This is a genomic window from Deefgea piscis, from assembly GCF_013284055.1.
Classification (GTDB): domain Bacteria; phylum Pseudomonadota; class Gammaproteobacteria; order Burkholderiales; family Chitinibacteraceae; genus Deefgea; species Deefgea piscis.
Window position 1 is genome coordinate 1,467,715 of sequence record NZ_CP054143.1, and the last position, 15,345, is coordinate 1,483,059.

General features: G+C 48.4%; 15 protein-coding genes. 13 read left to right on the forward strand and 2 right to left on the reverse strand.

Annotated features, from left to right (window positions below; all coding sequences use genetic code 11):
* Window positions 1–15: 15 nt before the first annotated feature.
* Window positions 16–570, reverse strand: a complete 555-nt coding sequence (gene rsmD, locus HQN60_RS07070; RefSeq protein ID WP_173532982.1) for a 16S rRNA (guanine(966)-N(2))-methyltransferase RsmD — start codon at window positions 568–570, stop codon at window positions 16–18.
* Window positions 571–637: 67 nt separating this feature from the next.
* On the opposite strand from rsmD, the gene ftsY reads away from it, so the two are divergent.
* The 4 genes from ftsY (at window position 638) to rpoH (ending at window position 4,698) form a co-directional block, all read left to right on the forward strand.
* Window positions 638–1,870: a signal recognition particle-docking protein FtsY gene (gene ftsY / locus HQN60_RS07075; RefSeq protein ID WP_173532983.1), complete on the forward strand. Its 1,233-nt coding sequence runs from the start codon at window positions 638–640 to the stop codon at window positions 1,868–1,870.
* A gap of 207 nt (window positions 1,871–2,077) precedes the next feature.
* A complete protein-coding gene (gene ftsE / locus HQN60_RS07080) occupies window positions 2,078–2,731 on the forward strand; it encodes a cell division ATP-binding protein FtsE (RefSeq protein ID WP_173532984.1) in 654 nt (217 codons plus the stop codon).
* Between the two features lie 29 nt (window positions 2,732–2,760).
* On the forward strand, window positions 2,761–3,663 hold the full coding sequence (gene ftsX, locus HQN60_RS07085) for a permease-like cell division protein FtsX (protein WP_173532985.1): 903 nt from the start codon (window positions 2,761–2,763) through the stop codon (window positions 3,661–3,663).
* 189 nt (window positions 3,664–3,852) lie between these two features.
* Window positions 3,853–4,698, forward strand: coding sequence for an RNA polymerase sigma factor RpoH (gene rpoH / locus HQN60_RS07090; RefSeq protein WP_254456694.1), 846 nt, complete (start codon window positions 3,853–3,855; stop codon window positions 4,696–4,698).
* A gap of 76 nt (window positions 4,699–4,774) precedes the next feature.
* Here rpoH and HQN60_RS16505 read toward each other — a convergent pair whose 3' ends face one another.
* Window positions 4,775–4,945: a protein MIGRI gene (locus HQN60_RS16505; protein WP_444542350.1), complete on the reverse strand. Its 171-nt coding sequence runs from the start codon at window positions 4,943–4,945 to the stop codon at window positions 4,775–4,777.
* A 388-nt stretch (window positions 4,946–5,333) separates the two neighbouring features.
* Between HQN60_RS16505 and HQN60_RS07095 the strand changes: the two genes are divergently transcribed.
* The 9 genes from HQN60_RS07095 to ftsW are packed head-to-tail and all read left to right on the forward strand — an operon-like array spanning window position 5,334 to window position 15,319.
* A complete protein-coding gene (locus HQN60_RS07095) occupies window positions 5,334–5,714 on the forward strand; it encodes a division/cell wall cluster transcriptional repressor MraZ (protein WP_247646478.1) in 381 nt (126 codons plus the stop codon).
* Between the two features lie 5 nt (window positions 5,715–5,719).
* The gene (gene rsmH, locus HQN60_RS07100; RefSeq protein ID WP_217390349.1) at window positions 5,720–6,661 is read left to right on the forward strand and encodes a 16S rRNA (cytosine(1402)-N(4))-methyltransferase RsmH; all 942 of its coding nucleotides are present in this window, start codon (window positions 5,720–5,722) and stop codon (window positions 6,659–6,661) included.
* Complete coding sequence (gene ftsL / locus HQN60_RS07105; RefSeq protein WP_173532988.1) at window positions 6,658–6,957, forward strand: cell division protein FtsL; 300 nt, start codon at window positions 6,658–6,660, stop codon at window positions 6,955–6,957. The genes rsmH and ftsL overlap by 4 nt, the downstream gene beginning before the upstream one ends.
* The gene (locus tag HQN60_RS07110) at window positions 6,957–8,807 is read left to right on the forward strand and encodes a peptidoglycan D,D-transpeptidase FtsI family protein (RefSeq protein ID WP_173532989.1); all 1,851 of its coding nucleotides are present in this window, start codon (window positions 6,957–6,959) and stop codon (window positions 8,805–8,807) included. Before ftsL ends, HQN60_RS07110 begins: the two co-directional genes overlap by 1 nt.
* On the forward strand, window positions 8,804–10,294 hold the full coding sequence (locus HQN60_RS07115) for a UDP-N-acetylmuramoyl-L-alanyl-D-glutamate--2,6-diaminopimelate ligase (protein ID WP_173532990.1): 1,491 nt from the start codon (window positions 8,804–8,806) through the stop codon (window positions 10,292–10,294). The genes HQN60_RS07110 and HQN60_RS07115 overlap by 4 nt, the downstream gene beginning before the upstream one ends.
* Window positions 10,291–11,655 carry a UDP-N-acetylmuramoyl-tripeptide--D-alanyl-D-alanine ligase gene (locus HQN60_RS07120; protein ID WP_308419436.1) on the forward strand — a complete coding sequence of 455 codons (1,365 nt, stop codon included), beginning with the start codon at window positions 10,291–10,293 and terminating at the stop codon, window positions 11,653–11,655. The genes HQN60_RS07115 and HQN60_RS07120 overlap by 4 nt, the downstream gene beginning before the upstream one ends.
* A 2-nt stretch (window positions 11,656–11,657) precedes the next feature.
* Window positions 11,658–12,731: a phospho-N-acetylmuramoyl-pentapeptide-transferase gene (gene mraY, locus HQN60_RS07125; RefSeq protein WP_444542352.1), complete on the forward strand. Its 1,074-nt coding sequence runs from the start codon at window positions 11,658–11,660 to the stop codon at window positions 12,729–12,731.
* Between the two features lie 6 nt (window positions 12,732–12,737).
* The gene (gene murD / locus HQN60_RS07130) at window positions 12,738–14,132 is read left to right on the forward strand and encodes a UDP-N-acetylmuramoyl-L-alanine--D-glutamate ligase (RefSeq protein WP_173532992.1); all 1,395 of its coding nucleotides are present in this window, start codon (window positions 12,738–12,740) and stop codon (window positions 14,130–14,132) included.
* Entirely contained in the window at window positions 14,132–15,319 is a 1,188-nt protein-coding gene (gene ftsW, locus HQN60_RS07135; RefSeq protein ID WP_173532993.1) for a putative lipid II flippase FtsW, read from the forward strand. Before murD ends, ftsW begins: the two co-directional genes overlap by 1 nt.
* Window positions 15,320–15,345: the final 26 nt, after the last annotated feature.

A 15,345-nucleotide genomic window follows, 5' to 3' on the forward strand; every position in this document is an offset into this window, starting at 1 on the left:
GTGGGAAAAAGTATCTTATTGGCCTGATGCACGGCACAATAATGCATATTTGACCGTGCCTGCTTTGCCTTCGCGCAAAATCTCCCAATCGCTGAGCTCTGGCCATTGGGCGCATTCGATATACACCCGCGCTGTGGGGCTGAGGTGTTTGGCAATTTTCGGCAAAATTTCATCGAGTAAAGTGCTGGCAAATGGAGGATCCAGTAAGATCAGATCAAACTGTTCTTGGCATCGGCTGAGGTATTGCTCGGCAGTACTGCAAATAATCTCAATTTGATTGGCGGCGAGTAAAGCTTGATTGCTTTTGAGTGCCGCAACCACCGGTCTTGCTGCTTCAATCATGACTACTTTTTTGGCCCAGCGTGAAGCCGCTTCAAAACCGAGCGCACCGCTGCCAGAAAAAAGATCCAGACAAACCATCCCGGTGCAATCTTGCCCTAACCAGTTAAAGAGCGTTTCACGAACCCGATCAGGTGTCGGGCGTAACGCCAATGAGTCCGGAAATTTTAAAATTCGGCTTTTATATTGTCCACCAATCACACGAACCTGATTTTTATGCTGTGCTGACATTGCCGCTCCGCGTTAAAATCTAAATAATCAACCATTTTCCTCGATTTGTAGGATAGCCGCCAACGTCATGTTTAGTTTTTTTAAGAAAAAGAAGCCGCCAGAGGCGCAAATTGTCGCAGAAATTGCGCCAGAAACCCCAGTTACGGTGATTGAAACTGAGCCGCTCGCTCCAGTCGCTATCGCTGAAACCCCCGTCATCGCTGAACCGATCGCAAAAATTGAACCGATTGAGCCAGTTGAGCCAGTTGCTGCTGCAATTGAGATTAAGCCCGCACCCGTTGCGCCGCTTGAGTCAGCGATTGAACCTTTGATTGCCCAAGAAGCTGAGCCTGTAGCGCATGCCGATGCGTTTGTACCGCCCGCCGATTTAGCTCAGCCACAAGAACGTCCTAAATTATCTTGGACTGAACGCTTAAAAATGGGTTTGGCAAAAACTCGCGATAAATTAGGCAAAAGCTTAGCCAGTATTTTTGGTGGTGGCCAAATTGATGACGAGCTTTACGAAGAGCTAGAAACCGTATTGTTGACCGCCGATATGGGCGTCGATGCGACTCAGCATTTATTAAAAGACGTTCGAGAGCGCGTGTCACTGCGTGGTTTAAAAGACTCGGGTGAACTTAAAGACGCGCTGAAACTTAGCCTGACTGATTTGATTAAACCGCTAGAAATCCCGCTGGATGTATCGGGCCACAAGCCATTTATTTTGATGGTGGCTGGCGTGAACGGCGCAGGTAAAACCACCAGCATCGGTAAGTTAGCCAAATATTTTCAATCGCAAAATTTATCGGTGTTGTTAGCGGCTGGGGATACATTCCGCGCTGCGGCACGTGAGCAATTGGTCGTTTGGGGCGAGCGCAACGGCGTGCAAGTGATTGCACAAGCGTCGGGCGATGCCGCCGCGGTGGCGTTTGATGCGGTCAACGCCGCTAAAGCGCGTGGTATTGATGTGGTGATTGTCGATACCGCAGGGCGTTTACCAACGCAATTGCACCTGATGGAAGAAATCAAAAAAGTAAAACGCGTGGTGCAAAAAGCAGATCCAACTGGGCCACATGAAGTATTGCTGGTGCTGGACGCCAATACGGGGCAAAACGCTTTGGCACAAGTTAAATCGTTTGACGACGCTTTGGGTTTGACCGGTTTAGTGCTGACTAAGCTTGATGGCACCGCCAAGGGTGGCGTCATTGCGGCGATTGCTAAAAACCGCCCCGTACCGCTGCGCTTTATCGGTGTGGGTGAATCGATTGATGATTTACGCCCATTTGTGGCAAAAGATTATATCGATGCCTTGTTTGAATAAGTGGGTATTTGTTTAGAGGCTTTTTTGAATAAGCTTTGTATTCATATACCCATGCTCTCTGTAATTTCGTTGATGCAGAGGCGCTCGCTTTGATTTCATCCCTGAATGCATGTAGACGATTGCTCGTTTTAGAACGGGCAATCGGCGGGCTATGAATCAGTGGCCACAAGTCGCTTGGGTGGCTCGTTTTGAGAATGAAGGATTCTAATGATTCAATTTCAACAAGTTAGTAAAAGCTATCCCGGTGGCTTTGATGCCATTCGTAATTTAAGTTTTGAAGTTCCCGATGGCGAGCTGGTGTTTTTGGCGGGACATTCGGGGGCGGGTAAATCGACTTTACTCAAATTAATGGCAGGGATCGAAAAACCCAGTAGCGGCGCGGTATTGCTCAATGGGCAAAATTTAGCGCGGATGAGTCGTGCTTCTTTGCCGTTTGTGCGGCGACATATTGGGCTGATTTTTCAAGATCATAAGATTTTGTATGATCGCAATGTGTTTGATAATGTGCGTCTGCCGCTGGATATTATTGGCTTTGACCATGCCGAAGGTCGCCGCCGCGTATTGGCTGCGTTAGATAAAGTGGGTTTGGCGGGTAAAGAAAAGCTCAATCCAATTTCGCTATCGGGCGGTGAGCAGCAGCGTCTATGTATTGCGCGTGCGGTGGTGCATCGGCCGTCGATTTTGTTGGCCGATGAGCCAACGGCGAATCTGGATAGTGATTATGCGCATGATATTTTGGAGTTGTTTAAATCCTTCCATCAAGTCGGTGTAACGATTTTGATTTCGGCGCACGATGAATCGTTGATGGCCGATTATGGTCGACGTATTTTGCGTTTAAAACATGGGCAGTTTTGCGCTTAAACACAGCAAAGTTGAGCTAAGGAAAAATAATGAAAAATTGGTTTCGCCTGCATCTGTTGGCACTAACACGCACGATTGGTAGCTTGTTTCGCCACCCGCTAGGTAGCCTGCTGAATTTATTGGTGATCGGGATTACAACGGCACTGCCACTGGCGCTATGGACTTTGATTATGAGCGTTTCGCAAATTAGCGATCAAGTGTCTGTTGAACCGCAAATTTCTATTTTTTTGCGGCACAGTGCCACAGCTGAAGACGTAAAGGGCTTGCAAGCGACATTAAAAGCCGATGCGCGTTGGGCTAAAGTTGAATTTATTCCCAAAGCCACTGCATTGGCGTCCTTGCAAGCCAGTTTAGGAACAACGGATTTAACCGCTGGATTAGCAGAAAACCCACTCCCCGACGCTTTTGTATTACAAGCAAAAGAGAATGATCCGGCAGGTTTAGAGGCTTTAAAGAAAGAACTTTCGTCGATTGTGATCGTCGAAGAAGTGCAGTTAGATTCTGATTGGGCCAAGCGTTTGGCGCGGATTACCGATTTAGGACGAGCTATTTTTGAAGTGTTGGCGAGCTTATTGGCCTTGGCCTTGGTGCTGATTACGGGTAATGCCATCCGGATGCAAATCCTAACGCGCCGTGATGAAATTGAAGTCGCCAAACTGATTGGTGCGACCGATTCATTTATTCGTCGCCCCTTTATGCATGCTGCCTTGGTACAAGGATTGCTCGGTGGTGGGGTTGCCGTGTTGATTGTGTGGGGCTTGGTGGCGTATGTAAATCCAACCGTTGTCGAGCTGGCGAGTGCCTATGGGCAATCTCTGAGCTTATTGGCGCCCGATTTTCTAACCACGGTGGTGGTTTGTTTAGCGAGTGCATTTTTGTGCTTGCTAGGGGCTAGTTTGGCGGTGTCGCGTTATTTATATCAATTCCGCTAAATGCCGCTAAGCAGATTGCTTTAGGCTATGACTTGAATAGTAATAATTACCGTGCACAATGCGATCTGCATGTGATTGAATAGAATTCTGATTGGAAGCGATTTAGCACTCTGAGCGTTTGAGTGCTAATATTTTATGCTACAGTCAGCTTTGTTGTTACGACAGGAGATTCAAGCGATGGGCAATGCGATGACACTTTCAACATTATCGATTGGCGATAGTATTGAACGTTATATTCAGCGCGTTAATGCGGTACCTATGCTGTCACCTCAAGAAGAGCACGATTTGGCGACACGACACCAAGAAAGTGGTGACGTGGAGGCCGCGCGTCAGCTTGTGATGTCCCACTTGCGCGTCGTTGTTTCGATCGCGCGAGGTTATAGTGGCTATGGTTTACCACAAGCTGATTTGATCCAAGAAGGTAATATTGGTTTAATGAAAGCGGTTAAACGCTTTGAAGCCACACGCGGTGTGCGCTTGTATTCGTTTGCTGTGCATTGGATTAAAGCTGAAATCCATGAGTATATTTTACGCAATTGGCGCTTAGTTCGGATTGCGACGACTAAAGCGCAACGTAAATTGTTTTTTAATCTGCGCTCAATGAAAACTAGCTTTGCTGCGTTAACGCATAAGCAAGCGCAAGAAATCGCGGATGATTTAGGCGTTAAGCCCGAAGAAGTCCTTGAGATGGAAACGCGCATGACCGGTCAAGATATTGCACTGGTGGCTGATGATAGTGATGATGATGGCTATGCGCCGATTGATTGGTTAGCAGATAGCCACAATGAACCGACTGCCGCGATGGCCAGAATTGCGACTGATCGCTTGCAATCAAGCGGTATTTCAGAAGCTTTAGACGGCCTAGATGAGCGTAGTCGCCGCATTATTGAAGCGCGCTGGCTGACCGATGACGGTGAGTCTTTGACTTTGCATGATTTAGCCGCAGAGTTTAAAGTTTCGGCCGAGCGAATTCGGCAGATCGAGACCAAAGCATTGCAAAAAATGAAGCAAGCTTTGTTGCCTGCTACGGTTTAAATCAAGTCAGCAATAAAAATGAGCGCCTAGGGCGCTCTTTTTTATTGCTGGAATTAATCTGTTTTGTATTGCAATTTTATGTGCGAAAAAAGTGCCAAGTGATGGCAATTATGCTGGCTGCAATCAGTGTTGCGGCGCTGATTTTACTGATTCGATGTAATTCTTTGCGGTGCGCAGGATGAATGGCACGCCAAGCAAAGTGAGCAATGATCAAAAGTAAGCATAGATAAAAGAGCTTGCTGCTCATGAATGAAAGTACACGGGATGTCCGGTGGTCGGGATGTTGCGATTGAATTGTGTAGTATATTCTTACAACACTTAATGTATTACCTTAGATTTCGATTGTTTCATACTTATTTTTAAGACTTTTATGAATTAAAAATATTTATAACTAAGTTATTGTATCAAAAGATAAAAAAACTGGCGCAACTTGTGCCAGTTTTTTTTTTGCTCTATAGTGGGTTTCAGTGGGGTAAAGTGGGTAAAAGTGTATTTTTATAGTCATTTTTTCGCTAAAATTGCACCGCGCGTAGATTGAGCGGTTTTTTGATCTCGTTAGCGAACAAACAGGGGCGTCTGCATACATGTTGGGTGGTGTGTCATCTCTTTCATTGGACAGTAAAGGGCGCTTAGCGATGCCAGCTAAGTACCGTGCTTTATTGTGCGCTGAAGGGCGACTGGTGATTACCATTGATCCGGCTGGCTGTGTGCTGATTTACCCTGAGGCGCAATGGATACCGGTGCGAGATCAGCTAAACACTTTATCTGGCTCAAAGATGTCTGTGCGTCGTTTAATCGTGGGTCACGCTGAAGAAATCGAAATGGATACAGCGGGCCGTATTTTAATCCCAGCGACTTTAAGGCAACGCGCGCAACTGAATAAGGCGGTTGCTTTGGTTGGCATGGGAAATAAATTCGAATTGTGGGATGAAGCTAAATGGAATGCCGTGACGGATTCTGTGATGGCGATGGATCCGCATGAATTAGAAAATAATATGGAAGGAATCGTGCTTTGAGTGAAGTGGTTGGAACAAACTTCGTGCATTGCACGGTATTGCTTAATGAGGCAGTGGATGCGTTAGCGATCCAGCCTGATGGCACTTATGTGGATTGCACGTTTGGCCGTGGTGGCCATTCTCGATTGATTTTGTCCAAATTAGGACCCAATGGTCGCTTAATCGCATTTGATAAAGATTTATATGCGATTGCCGAAGCAGCAACGATTACCGATCCTCGTTTCACGATTGTGCACGAGGGCTTTGTCACGTTGGCTGAATCTCTTGCCCGACTCGGGATCGAAAAAATAGATGGTTTATTGATGGATTTAGGCGTGTCCTCACCACAATTGGATGATGGCGCGCGCGGATTTAGCTTTAGATTTGATGCGCCCTTGGATATGCGTATGGATACGACCCGAGGGCAAACAGCGGCTGAATGGCTTAATTCTGCCGAAGAAAAAGATATTGCAGAGGTGGTAAAAGATTATGGCGAAGAACGGTTTGCTCGGCAGGTTGCAGCAGCGATTGTTACGCGTAGGGCAAGCAAACCTTTTGCTACAACAGGAGAACTTTCCGAGGTCGTGGCAACGGCTGTCCGCACCCGTGAGCCGGGCCAGAACCCGGCGACGCGTACCTTCCAAGCTATACGGATTTACATCAATCGTGAGCTTGAGGAACTGTCGCTAACACTCCCTCAGGCATTGCGCTTGCTGAAAACGGATGGACGCTTGTCCGTGATTGCATTTCACTCTCTGGAAGATCGCATCGTCAAACGGTTTATTCAAGATGCCGCTAAGGGAGATCATTTGCCTTCGCGTCTGCCGGTGCGTGCCAGCGAAATTGCCGCAGCGCCGTTGCAGGTTCTCGGTAAACCGATTCGAGCTTCAGAGATCGAAATTAAAGCCAACCCGCGTGCGCGTAGTGCGATTTTGCGGGTTGCAGCACGTACAGCGGGGCCTTTGTGACGCGTTTAAATATGTTTTTGTTGGCAGTTTTAGTGATTTGCGCTTTAGCGGTGATTACCAGTCGACATAAGTCGCGAAAACTATTTATTGAATTGCAAAAAGAAGACGTACTGACTCGTAAGCTCGATGTTGAGTGGGGACAGTTACAACTAGAGCAAAGTACTTGGGCGATGCACTCTCGCATTGAGCAAGAAGCTGGACACAATTTGGAAATGCAAGTGGCACCATCGAATCGCACTCAGGTTATTTTGGAGCACGGTGAACTCGTGAAGCAACCTGAGGTTAAAGATCTGTAATGATAACAGCGGGAAAAACGGCGGCTAGCCGTCGTCGACCAAAGTATGCCGTAATCCCAAAGTTAGAGCGTTGGCGGGTTTGGACGGTATTGGGCGGTTTGATGGTGTTGTTTGCCGCCTTAATCGGTCGTGCCTTGTATTTGCAAGTATGGAATGAAGGTTTTTTACAAGACCAAGGCGATGCACGCTATCGCCGGGTGTTAAAACTAGAAGCCAATCGCGGCATGATCACCGATCGTAATGGTGAGCCGTTGGCGATTTCCACACCGGTTCAGTCGATTTGGATGAGCCCACGCAGCATGCTGATTTTGCCAGCAGGGCAGCAGCGTGCCGAAGATTGGAAGCCTGCGAACGACGATGAGCTGATGCCGTTGTCGCTCGACGAAGTTAAAAAATTAGAAACGCATTTGCAATTGAAGTCGGGAGAGCTGTTAACAAAATTGACCGCATCACGAAAAAACTCGCAAGGCAAAGAAATAAAATCAGATTTTCTGTGGGTGAAACGACATATCTCACCTGCAGATGCAAAAAAACTGATGGCGATGAAAATCCCCGGAGTCTATTCGCAAACAGAATATCGCCGTTACTACCCGGCAGGCGAAGTGATGGCCCATATTGTCGGTTTTACCGATATTGATGGCAAAGGGCAGGAAGGCTTTGAGTTAACACGAGAAAAAATGCTGGCGGGTAAGCCAGGTTCTCGTACGGTGATTCGTGATCGACGTGGCTACATTGTTGAAGACGTTTCAACCATCGTACCGCCGCAAGAAGGGCAAACATTGCAGTTGTCGATTGATCGACGAATTCAATATTTAGCCTACCGCGAGCTGAAAAATATGGTCGATAGCTCCGGTGCAGTGGGTGGGGCGATTGTGGTACTTGATGCGCGAACGGGTGAGGTGTTGGCATTGGCCAATGCGCCGTCTTACAACCCCAATAGTCGCGCCAAAATCGACCCCGCGCATAAACGCAATCGTGCTTTAACCGACTTATACGAGCCCGGTTCAACGATGAAAGCGCTGACGGTCGCAATGGCACTGAATGCGGATAAAGTCACCCCGCAGACCATTATTCAAACCGGTGGTGGCACGATGGCCATCGGCCCGAATATGGTCAAGGACGATCATGCGGTGGGGGCGGCAACGGTGGAAACCATTATGCAAAAGTCTTCCAACGTCGGCGTGGCGAAGATGGCTTTGATGATGGATCGTGAGTCGAAATGGAATTTTTATAAAGACGTTGGCTTTGGCGAAGCGCCGCATACCGGGTTTCCGGGTGAAGCTGCTGGCCGTATTCGACCTTGGAAAAACTGGCGCCCGATTGAAGAAGCCACCATGTCTTTTGGTTATGGGATGTCGGTGAGCTTAATGCAAATGGCGCGCTCGTATCAGCTGTTTGCAGGCAATGGTGAAATTCATCCGGTGACATTTACTAAATTGGTCGCGCCAGCACCGGGCAAGCAAGTGGTTACTGCCAAGACGGCAGAACAAGTTCGCAAAATGCTGGAGATGGTGACGTTGCCCGGCGGAACGGCAACTCGGGCGCAAGTGGTGGGCTATCGAGTCGGCGGTAAAACGGGTACGGCGAAAAAATTAGTGGATGGTAAGTACTCCGATACAGCGCGTGTGGGTTCTTTTGTCGGTTTAGCACCTATTTCAAATCCGCGTTTGATCGTGGCAGTGATGGTGGACGAACCATCATTTGCAATGCGTTACGGTGGTTTAGTTGCCGCACCGATTTTTAGTAATGTAGTTGCTGGAAGTTTGCGCTTATTGGGAGTGCCACCTGATGCGCCAACGACCAATATTTTCTTACCCAATACCGAAGCCGAAGTAAAGGAAGAAACATGAAGCCTGCGAGTTGGGAATTGCCTGCTTTTGATTTAGCTGCGCTGATTGAATTACAGTCCGCTCGCCCTTTGGTGGCCGATAGCCGCCAAGTACAAGCCGGCGATGTATTTATGGCCTTTCGTGGCGAATATGTCGATGGTCGACAATTTATTGCCGATGCGCTAGCCAAAGGCGCCGCAGCGGTGATTTGGGAAGCTGACGATTTTGTGTGGAATCCAGCCTGGGATGTACCTAATTTAGCCGTGCCAGCACTACGCTATCAAGCGGGTATCGTGGCCTGTGCGTTGTTGGGTAACGATTCTGGACTTATGCCTATCGTCGGTATCACAGGAACGAATGGCAAAACCTCGATTGCGAATTGGTTGGCACAAGCTTTTGATTTATTGGGCAATAAAACCGGCATTTTAGGTACTTTGGGCAATGGTTTTGTGAGCGACTTAGTCGCTTCAACCCATACCACTTTAGATCCTTTGGCATTACAAGGCTGGTTAGCCAAGTTTAAAGCCAATGGCGCAACGCATGTGGCGATGGAAGTTTCTTCACACGGCTTAGATCAGGGGCGGGCACATGGCGTGCCGTTTAAGACCGCCGTTTTTACCAATCTAACTCGTGATCACTTGGACTATCACGGCACGATGGCCGCGTATGCCACAGCCAAAGCCAAATTATTTCAGTGGGATGGTTTGCAAGCGGCCGTTATCAATGCTGACGATGCTTTTGGCCGTGAGCTGATTGAATTTACCACTGCGCCCAAAGTGTATAGCTATGGCTTTGAGCACGGTAATTTGCGCGTTAAGCATTTTGAATCCTCGCTAGACGGTATCTCTTTGGTAGTCGATACGCCGGTTGGTGTTGGTGCGATTAATTCGCCGCTATTAGGACGCTTTAATGTCAGCAATTTACTGGCTTGCTTAGGCGTCTTACTGGCCGATGGCGTGGCATTGGATGATGCCTGCCGAGTGCTAGGCCAAATTCGTTCGGCTCCAGGTCGCATGCAATGCTTGGGTGGATCGGGCAAGCCTTTGGTGGTGGTCGATTACGCGCATACGCCAGATGCTTTAGAAAAAGCGCTACTTACTTTGCGTGAAGTGATGCCGCAAGGCGCGCGCTTATTTTGCGTTTTTGGTTGCGGTGGCGATAGAGACAATGGCAAACGCCCGTTAATGGGTGAGATTGCTTGCCGTTTGGCCGACTCGGTGGTGATTACCAGTGATAACCCGCGCAGCGAAAAACCGCAGGCAATTATTCAGCAAATTATTGCTGGCGTAGAAGGGGTGCCGGGCAATGGCGAAGCCAATTATGCGATTGAGTCGGATCGTGGTTTTGCCATTACTGACACCATTGATATGGCCGGTCCTAACGATGTGATTTTAGTTGCCGGTAAGGGGCATGAAACCTACCAAGAAATCGATGGCGTGCGGCAACATTTTGATGATGTCGAAGTGGCTAGCCAAGCGCTCGCCAAAAAAGCAATAAGGAAGTCATGATGTTGAATTTGCAGGAAACTGCGCAAGCGCTCAATGGCCGACTTTCGGGTGTCCCCGAATTGGTCTTTAGCCGTGTGACGACCGATAGTCGTGACATTCGCGCGGGTGATTTATTTGTCGCTTTAAAAGGCGAGCACTTTGATGCACACGATTTTGTTGAGCAGGCTTTGGCGCAAGGCGCCGTCGCTGCCATCGTTGAAAAAGACGGTGAGGGTAACCGGATTGTGGTGGCGGACACTTTACAAGCGCTGGGACAATTGGCAAGGTATTGGCGTGCAAAGCACGCCGACATTAAGCTAGCGGCCATTACTGGCAGTAATGGCAAAACCAGCCTGAAAGAAATGTTGGCCAGTATTTTGGCTAAGCATGTTGGTGACGCCAGCAAAGTACACGCAACCAAAGGCAATTTAAACAACCATATTGGCTTGCCATTAACGGTGCTAGGGCTCAATGCCCAGCATCGTTTTGTCGTTGCTGAAATGGGAATGAATCATTTCGGTGAGATTGACTACCTAACGCGCATTGCCTGCCCTGACGTCGCGGTCGTCAATAATGCCGGCGCCGCCCATTTAGAAGCCTTGGGCTCAGTAGCTGGCGTGGCTCAAGCCAAAGGCGAAATTTTTGCCGGTTTAGTCGCCGATGGCGTGGCCATCATTAATCACGATGATGAGTTTGCTGGTTTGTGGCGGCAATTAGCGGATGAGCATCAATGTGTGTCATTTGGACTGCAAGACGCTGAAATCACCGCCGAGCAGATTGAATTGGGCGCATTAGGCAGTCAGTTTCAATTACTCACCCCGTTAGGCTCGGCATCAGTGCAGCTGGCGGTTCCGGGCTTACACAATGTGCGTAATGCGCTGGCCGCAGCGGCAACGGCGCTGGCAATGCAAGTCCCTTTGGCCGATATTGCTGCCGGTCTTTCGGCATGGCAAGGGGTAAAAGGGCGTTTACAAGCCAAAAAAGCCGCCAATGGCGCACAAATTTTGGACGATAGCTATAACGCCAACCCTGATTCGATGCGGGCGGCGATTGATGTATTGGCGGCAATGGGGGCAAAACATACCATTTTGGTGTTGGGGGATATGGGTGAAGTGGGCGCTGATGCCGCTGAGCAGCATGCATTGATTGGTGCTTATGCGCAGCAACAAGGCATTGCCGCTTTATTCGCCGTGGGTGAACACATGGCGCATGCCGTGGGCGCTTTTGGTGAGCGCGGTCAGCATTTTGCCAGTAAAGCGCAATTGTTGACGAGTTTGCGTGCCGCATTGACGCCCGAATCGATGGTGTTGGTGAAAGGATCGCGCTTTATGCGCATGGAAGACGTTGTTAACGAATTAGAAGGAGCACAGCCATGTTGCTGATGTTGATGCAATGGCTCGGCGAATCAGTTCGTGCCTTTAATGTATTTAATTACCTCACTTTACGCGCTGTATTGGCGACAATTACCGCCCTGACTATTTCATGGACTTTAGGCCCATGGGTGATTCGCAAATTGACCGAAATGAAAGTCGGCCAAGCGGTTCGTGATGACGGCCCGCAAACGCATTTAATCAAAGCCGGTACGCCGACGATGGGTGGCACCTTGATTTTGCTGTCGATTGGTTTGACCACCTTATTGTGGGGTGACTTAGGCAATAAATACATTTGGCTGGTGCTGGTGGTGACTTTGGCTACCGGCATTATTGGTTTTGTGGATGATTATAAAAAAGTGGCGCTGAAAAACCCGAAAGGCTTGTCAGCCAAAGCCAAGATGTTTTGGCAGTCGGCGATTGCCATTGGTGCCGGTTTATTTCTGGTGAATTTTGGTAATGATGCGGCAACAACGGGTTTTATTGTGCCGTTTTATAAAGAAATCTTGTACCCATTTGGCGCCATTGGTTTTTGTATTCTGACTTACTTTGTCATTGTTGGCACCAGTAATGCCGTCAATCTCACCGATGGTTTAGATGGCTTGGCGATTATGCCGACGGTGTTGATTGCGGGGGCGTTTTGTATTTTTGCCTACGTGGCGGGCAATGCAAAATTTGCGATTTATTTGGGTGTCCCGCACGTACCTGGTGCTGGCGAATTGGTGGTGTTCTGTGCGGCAATGGCCGGTGCAGGGCTTGGCTTTTTGTGGTTTAACGCCTATCCCGCTGAAGTCTTTATGGGCGACGTTGGCGCTTTGGCGCTCGGCGCGGGTTTGGGCATGGTCGCGGTGATTGTGCGGCAAGAAATTGTGCTGTTGATTATGGGCGGTGTGTTTGTGGTTGAAGCGCTGTCGGTGATGATTCAAGTTGCCAGCTTTAAAACCCGCGGAAAACGCGTGTTTCGGATGGCGCCATTGCACCATCATTACGAATTAAAAGGCTGGAAAGAAACTCAAGTGGTGGTCCGTTTCTGGATTATTACCATGCTCTTGGTCTTGGTGGGCTTGGCCACCTTGAAATTACGGTAAGCAAAGATGGAACTCAAAGCAAAGCATTGCATCGTCGTCGGTTTAGGTGAAACTGGCTTGGCAACAGCACGTTGGTTGGTTGGACAAGGCGCCCAAGTGACCGTGGCCGATAGCCGCCCAACGCCACCTAATTTGGCGCAACTTCAAGTTGAGTTGCCACAGGTCGCGTTGCGCTTGGGCTCATTTAATGTGGATACGTTTGCCGATGCTGATTTATTGATTACCAGCCCGGGTGTGCCACTGGCAACACCCGAAGTGGCCGCAGCGATCGCTCGCGGCATTACTGTGATCGGTGATATTGAATTATTGGCATTGGCCCTGCAAGGCCAGCCCGGCAAAGTGATTGCGATTACTGGATCAAATGGCAAATCCACCGTGACCACGATGGTGGCGCAAATGTGTGAAGCCGCCGGAAAAACCACGGTGATGGCTGGCAATATTGGTGTTCCGGTGTTGGCCGCATTAGCCCAATGGCAGGCGCGCGGCGAGTGGCCCGATTTTTGGGTGCTGGAATTATCCAGTTTCCAACTTGAAACCACGCACTCTTTAGCGCCGACTGCGGCGACGGTATTGAATGTCTCGGAAGACCATTTAGATCGCTACGCCGGAATGAAAGAATATGCGGCGACTAAAGCCAGTATTTTTAATGGCCAAGGGGTGCGAGTTCTTAATCGTGAAGATCAATGGTGTAAGGGTATGGCCGAGCCAGACCATAATATAGTGTGGTTTGGTGCAGATACCCCTGCTGATGGCGAGTATGGTTTACTTGAAATCGATCATGATTTTAGCCTTCGCTATGGCGCAACTGAATTACTCAAAGCATCGGAATTGCCTGTTGCGGGTTTGCATAATGCCGTAAACGCTCTGGCTTCGATTGCCTTGTGCCGCGCTGCTGATTTGCCGTTAGCACCATTGCTTGAGGCTCTGAAAAATTTTAAAGGCTTGCCACATCGCGTTGAATTTGTCGCCGACATCAATGGTGTGGCGTATTACGACGATTCAAAAGGCACCAATGTTGGTGCGACCGAAGCGGCTTTAAAAGGCATGACGCGGCCTGTGGTCTTGATTGCGGGTGGCGAGGGCAAAGGGCAAGATTTCTCACCATTACTTGAAGCCTGTGAGCGAATTTGCCGTGCGGTGTTACTCATTGGTAAAGATGCACCCGCTTTGGCGGACGTATTAAATGAAGCGCAATCGGCGTATTTGCCTGATGACGATGATAACTATTTGCCAGTGATGATGTTACCGACGCTAGAAATGGCGGTCTCGGTCGCGAGTAATTTTGCCGAATCTGGTGATGTGGTCTTGCTGTCACCGGCGTGCGCTAGCTTAGATATGTTCCGTAATTATCATCATCGCGCCGAAGTATTTATTGCCGCAGTGAAAGAGTTGGAGCAGTAATGCGGCAAATTCTTTATCAAGCGATGCAGCGAATGAAGCCCAAAATGAGCGCATATGATCGAGGCTTATTTTGGTGCGTCACTTTATTGCTGACTATCGGCTTGGTAATGGTGTATTCCTCATCCATTGCAATGGCTGAGGTAGATAAAGATACTGGCTTTAATTCGAGTTATTTTTTGATGCGCCATTCGGCATATTTGGTCGTTGGCGTATTGGCCGGATTCGTTGCATTTAATATTCCAACCGAAATATGGCGTCGTTACGCTCCGGCGTTATTTATTTTGGGTATTGTGTTATTAATTTTAGTGTTGATTCCGGGGATCGGCCGTGAGGTGAATGGTAGTCGGCGCTGGTTAAGTTTGTTTGTGATTAATTTGCAGCCTTCCGAATTAGTGAAATATTTTGCTGTACTGTATGCCGCAGATTATAGCGTGCGTAAAAATAGCAGTATGACTTCAACCTTTGTTGATAGCTTAACTAAGGTCTTATTACCGCTAGGCGTTGTAATGGCCATTGTGGGTGGCTTATTATTGGCCGAACCTGATATGGGCGCGTTAATTGTCGTAACGGCGATTGCGATGGGCATATTATTTTTGGCTGGATTTAGTTGGCGAATCTTTGCTGGCCTGATCATTTTTTTAGGCGGCGCTTTTTTTTCCTTAATTATTTCTAGTCCTTATCGCCGTGCGCGGGTTTTGGGCTTTTTAGATCCTTGGCAAGATCCGTATGGCAAAGGTTACCAATTAAGTCATTCCTTAATCGCTTTTGGCCGAGGTGAATTTACCGGCGTCGGTTTGGGGTTGAGTGTAGAAAAGCTCTCTTATTTACCCGAAGCGCATACCGACTTTTTAATGGCGATTATTGCGGAAGAATTTGGCTTTATTGGCGTTGCCGTGGTGATTAGCTTATTTGCATTTTTAGTTTTTCGCGCTTTTTCGATTGGCGTACAGGCCAATAAATTAGAGCGGCATTGGCAATCATTAGCCGCGCAAGGCGTTGGTATTTGGATTGGTGTACAAACGGTGATTAATATTGGCGTAAATATGGGCGTGATGCCCACTAAAGGTTTAACCTTGCCTTTATTGTCGTTTGGTGGCTCGGGGATTGTGGCCAATTTATTAGCGTTAGGTTTTTTATTACGGATTGATTTTGAAAATCGTCAAATGATTCGAGGCTATAAGGTATGACGATTATTTTCTCGGTACTGTTTATT

What these genes read in the sequence shown, in the direction of transcription:
- rsmD (WP_173532982.1), bottom strand. Translation starts at nt 570, where the DNA reads ATGTCAGCACAGCATAAAAATCAGGTTCGTGTGATTGGTGGACAATAT.
- ftsY (WP_173532983.1), top strand. Translation starts at nt 638, where the DNA reads ATGTTTAGTTTTTTTAAGAAAAAGAAGCCGCCAGAGGCGCAAATTGTC.
- ftsE (WP_173532984.1), top strand. Translation starts at nt 2,078, where the DNA reads ATGATTCAATTTCAACAAGTTAGTAAAAGCTATCCCGGTGGCTTTGAT.
- ftsX (WP_173532985.1), top strand. Translation starts at nt 2,761, where the DNA reads ATGAAAAATTGGTTTCGCCTGCATCTGTTGGCACTAACACGCACGATT.
- rpoH (WP_254456694.1), top strand. Translation starts at nt 3,853, where the DNA reads ATGACACTTTCAACATTATCGATTGGCGATAGTATTGAACGTTATATT.
- HQN60_RS16505 (WP_444542350.1), bottom strand. Translation starts at nt 4,945, where the DNA reads ATGAGCAGCAAGCTCTTTTATCTATGCTTACTTTTGATCATTGCTCAC.
- HQN60_RS07095 (WP_247646478.1), top strand. Translation starts at nt 5,334, where the DNA reads ATGCCAGCTAAGTACCGTGCTTTATTGTGCGCTGAAGGGCGACTGGTG.
- HQN60_RS07110 (WP_173532989.1), top strand. Translation starts at nt 6,957, where the DNA reads ATGATAACAGCGGGAAAAACGGCGGCTAGCCGTCGTCGACCAAAGTAT.
- HQN60_RS07115 (WP_173532990.1), top strand. Translation starts at nt 8,804, where the DNA reads ATGAAGCCTGCGAGTTGGGAATTGCCTGCTTTTGATTTAGCTGCGCTG.
- HQN60_RS07120 (WP_308419436.1), top strand. Translation starts at nt 10,291, where the DNA reads ATGATGTTGAATTTGCAGGAAACTGCGCAAGCGCTCAATGGCCGACTT.
- murD (WP_173532992.1), top strand. Translation starts at nt 12,738, where the DNA reads ATGGAACTCAAAGCAAAGCATTGCATCGTCGTCGGTTTAGGTGAAACT.
- ftsW (WP_173532993.1), top strand. Translation starts at nt 14,132, where the DNA reads ATGCGGCAAATTCTTTATCAAGCGATGCAGCGAATGAAGCCCAAAATG.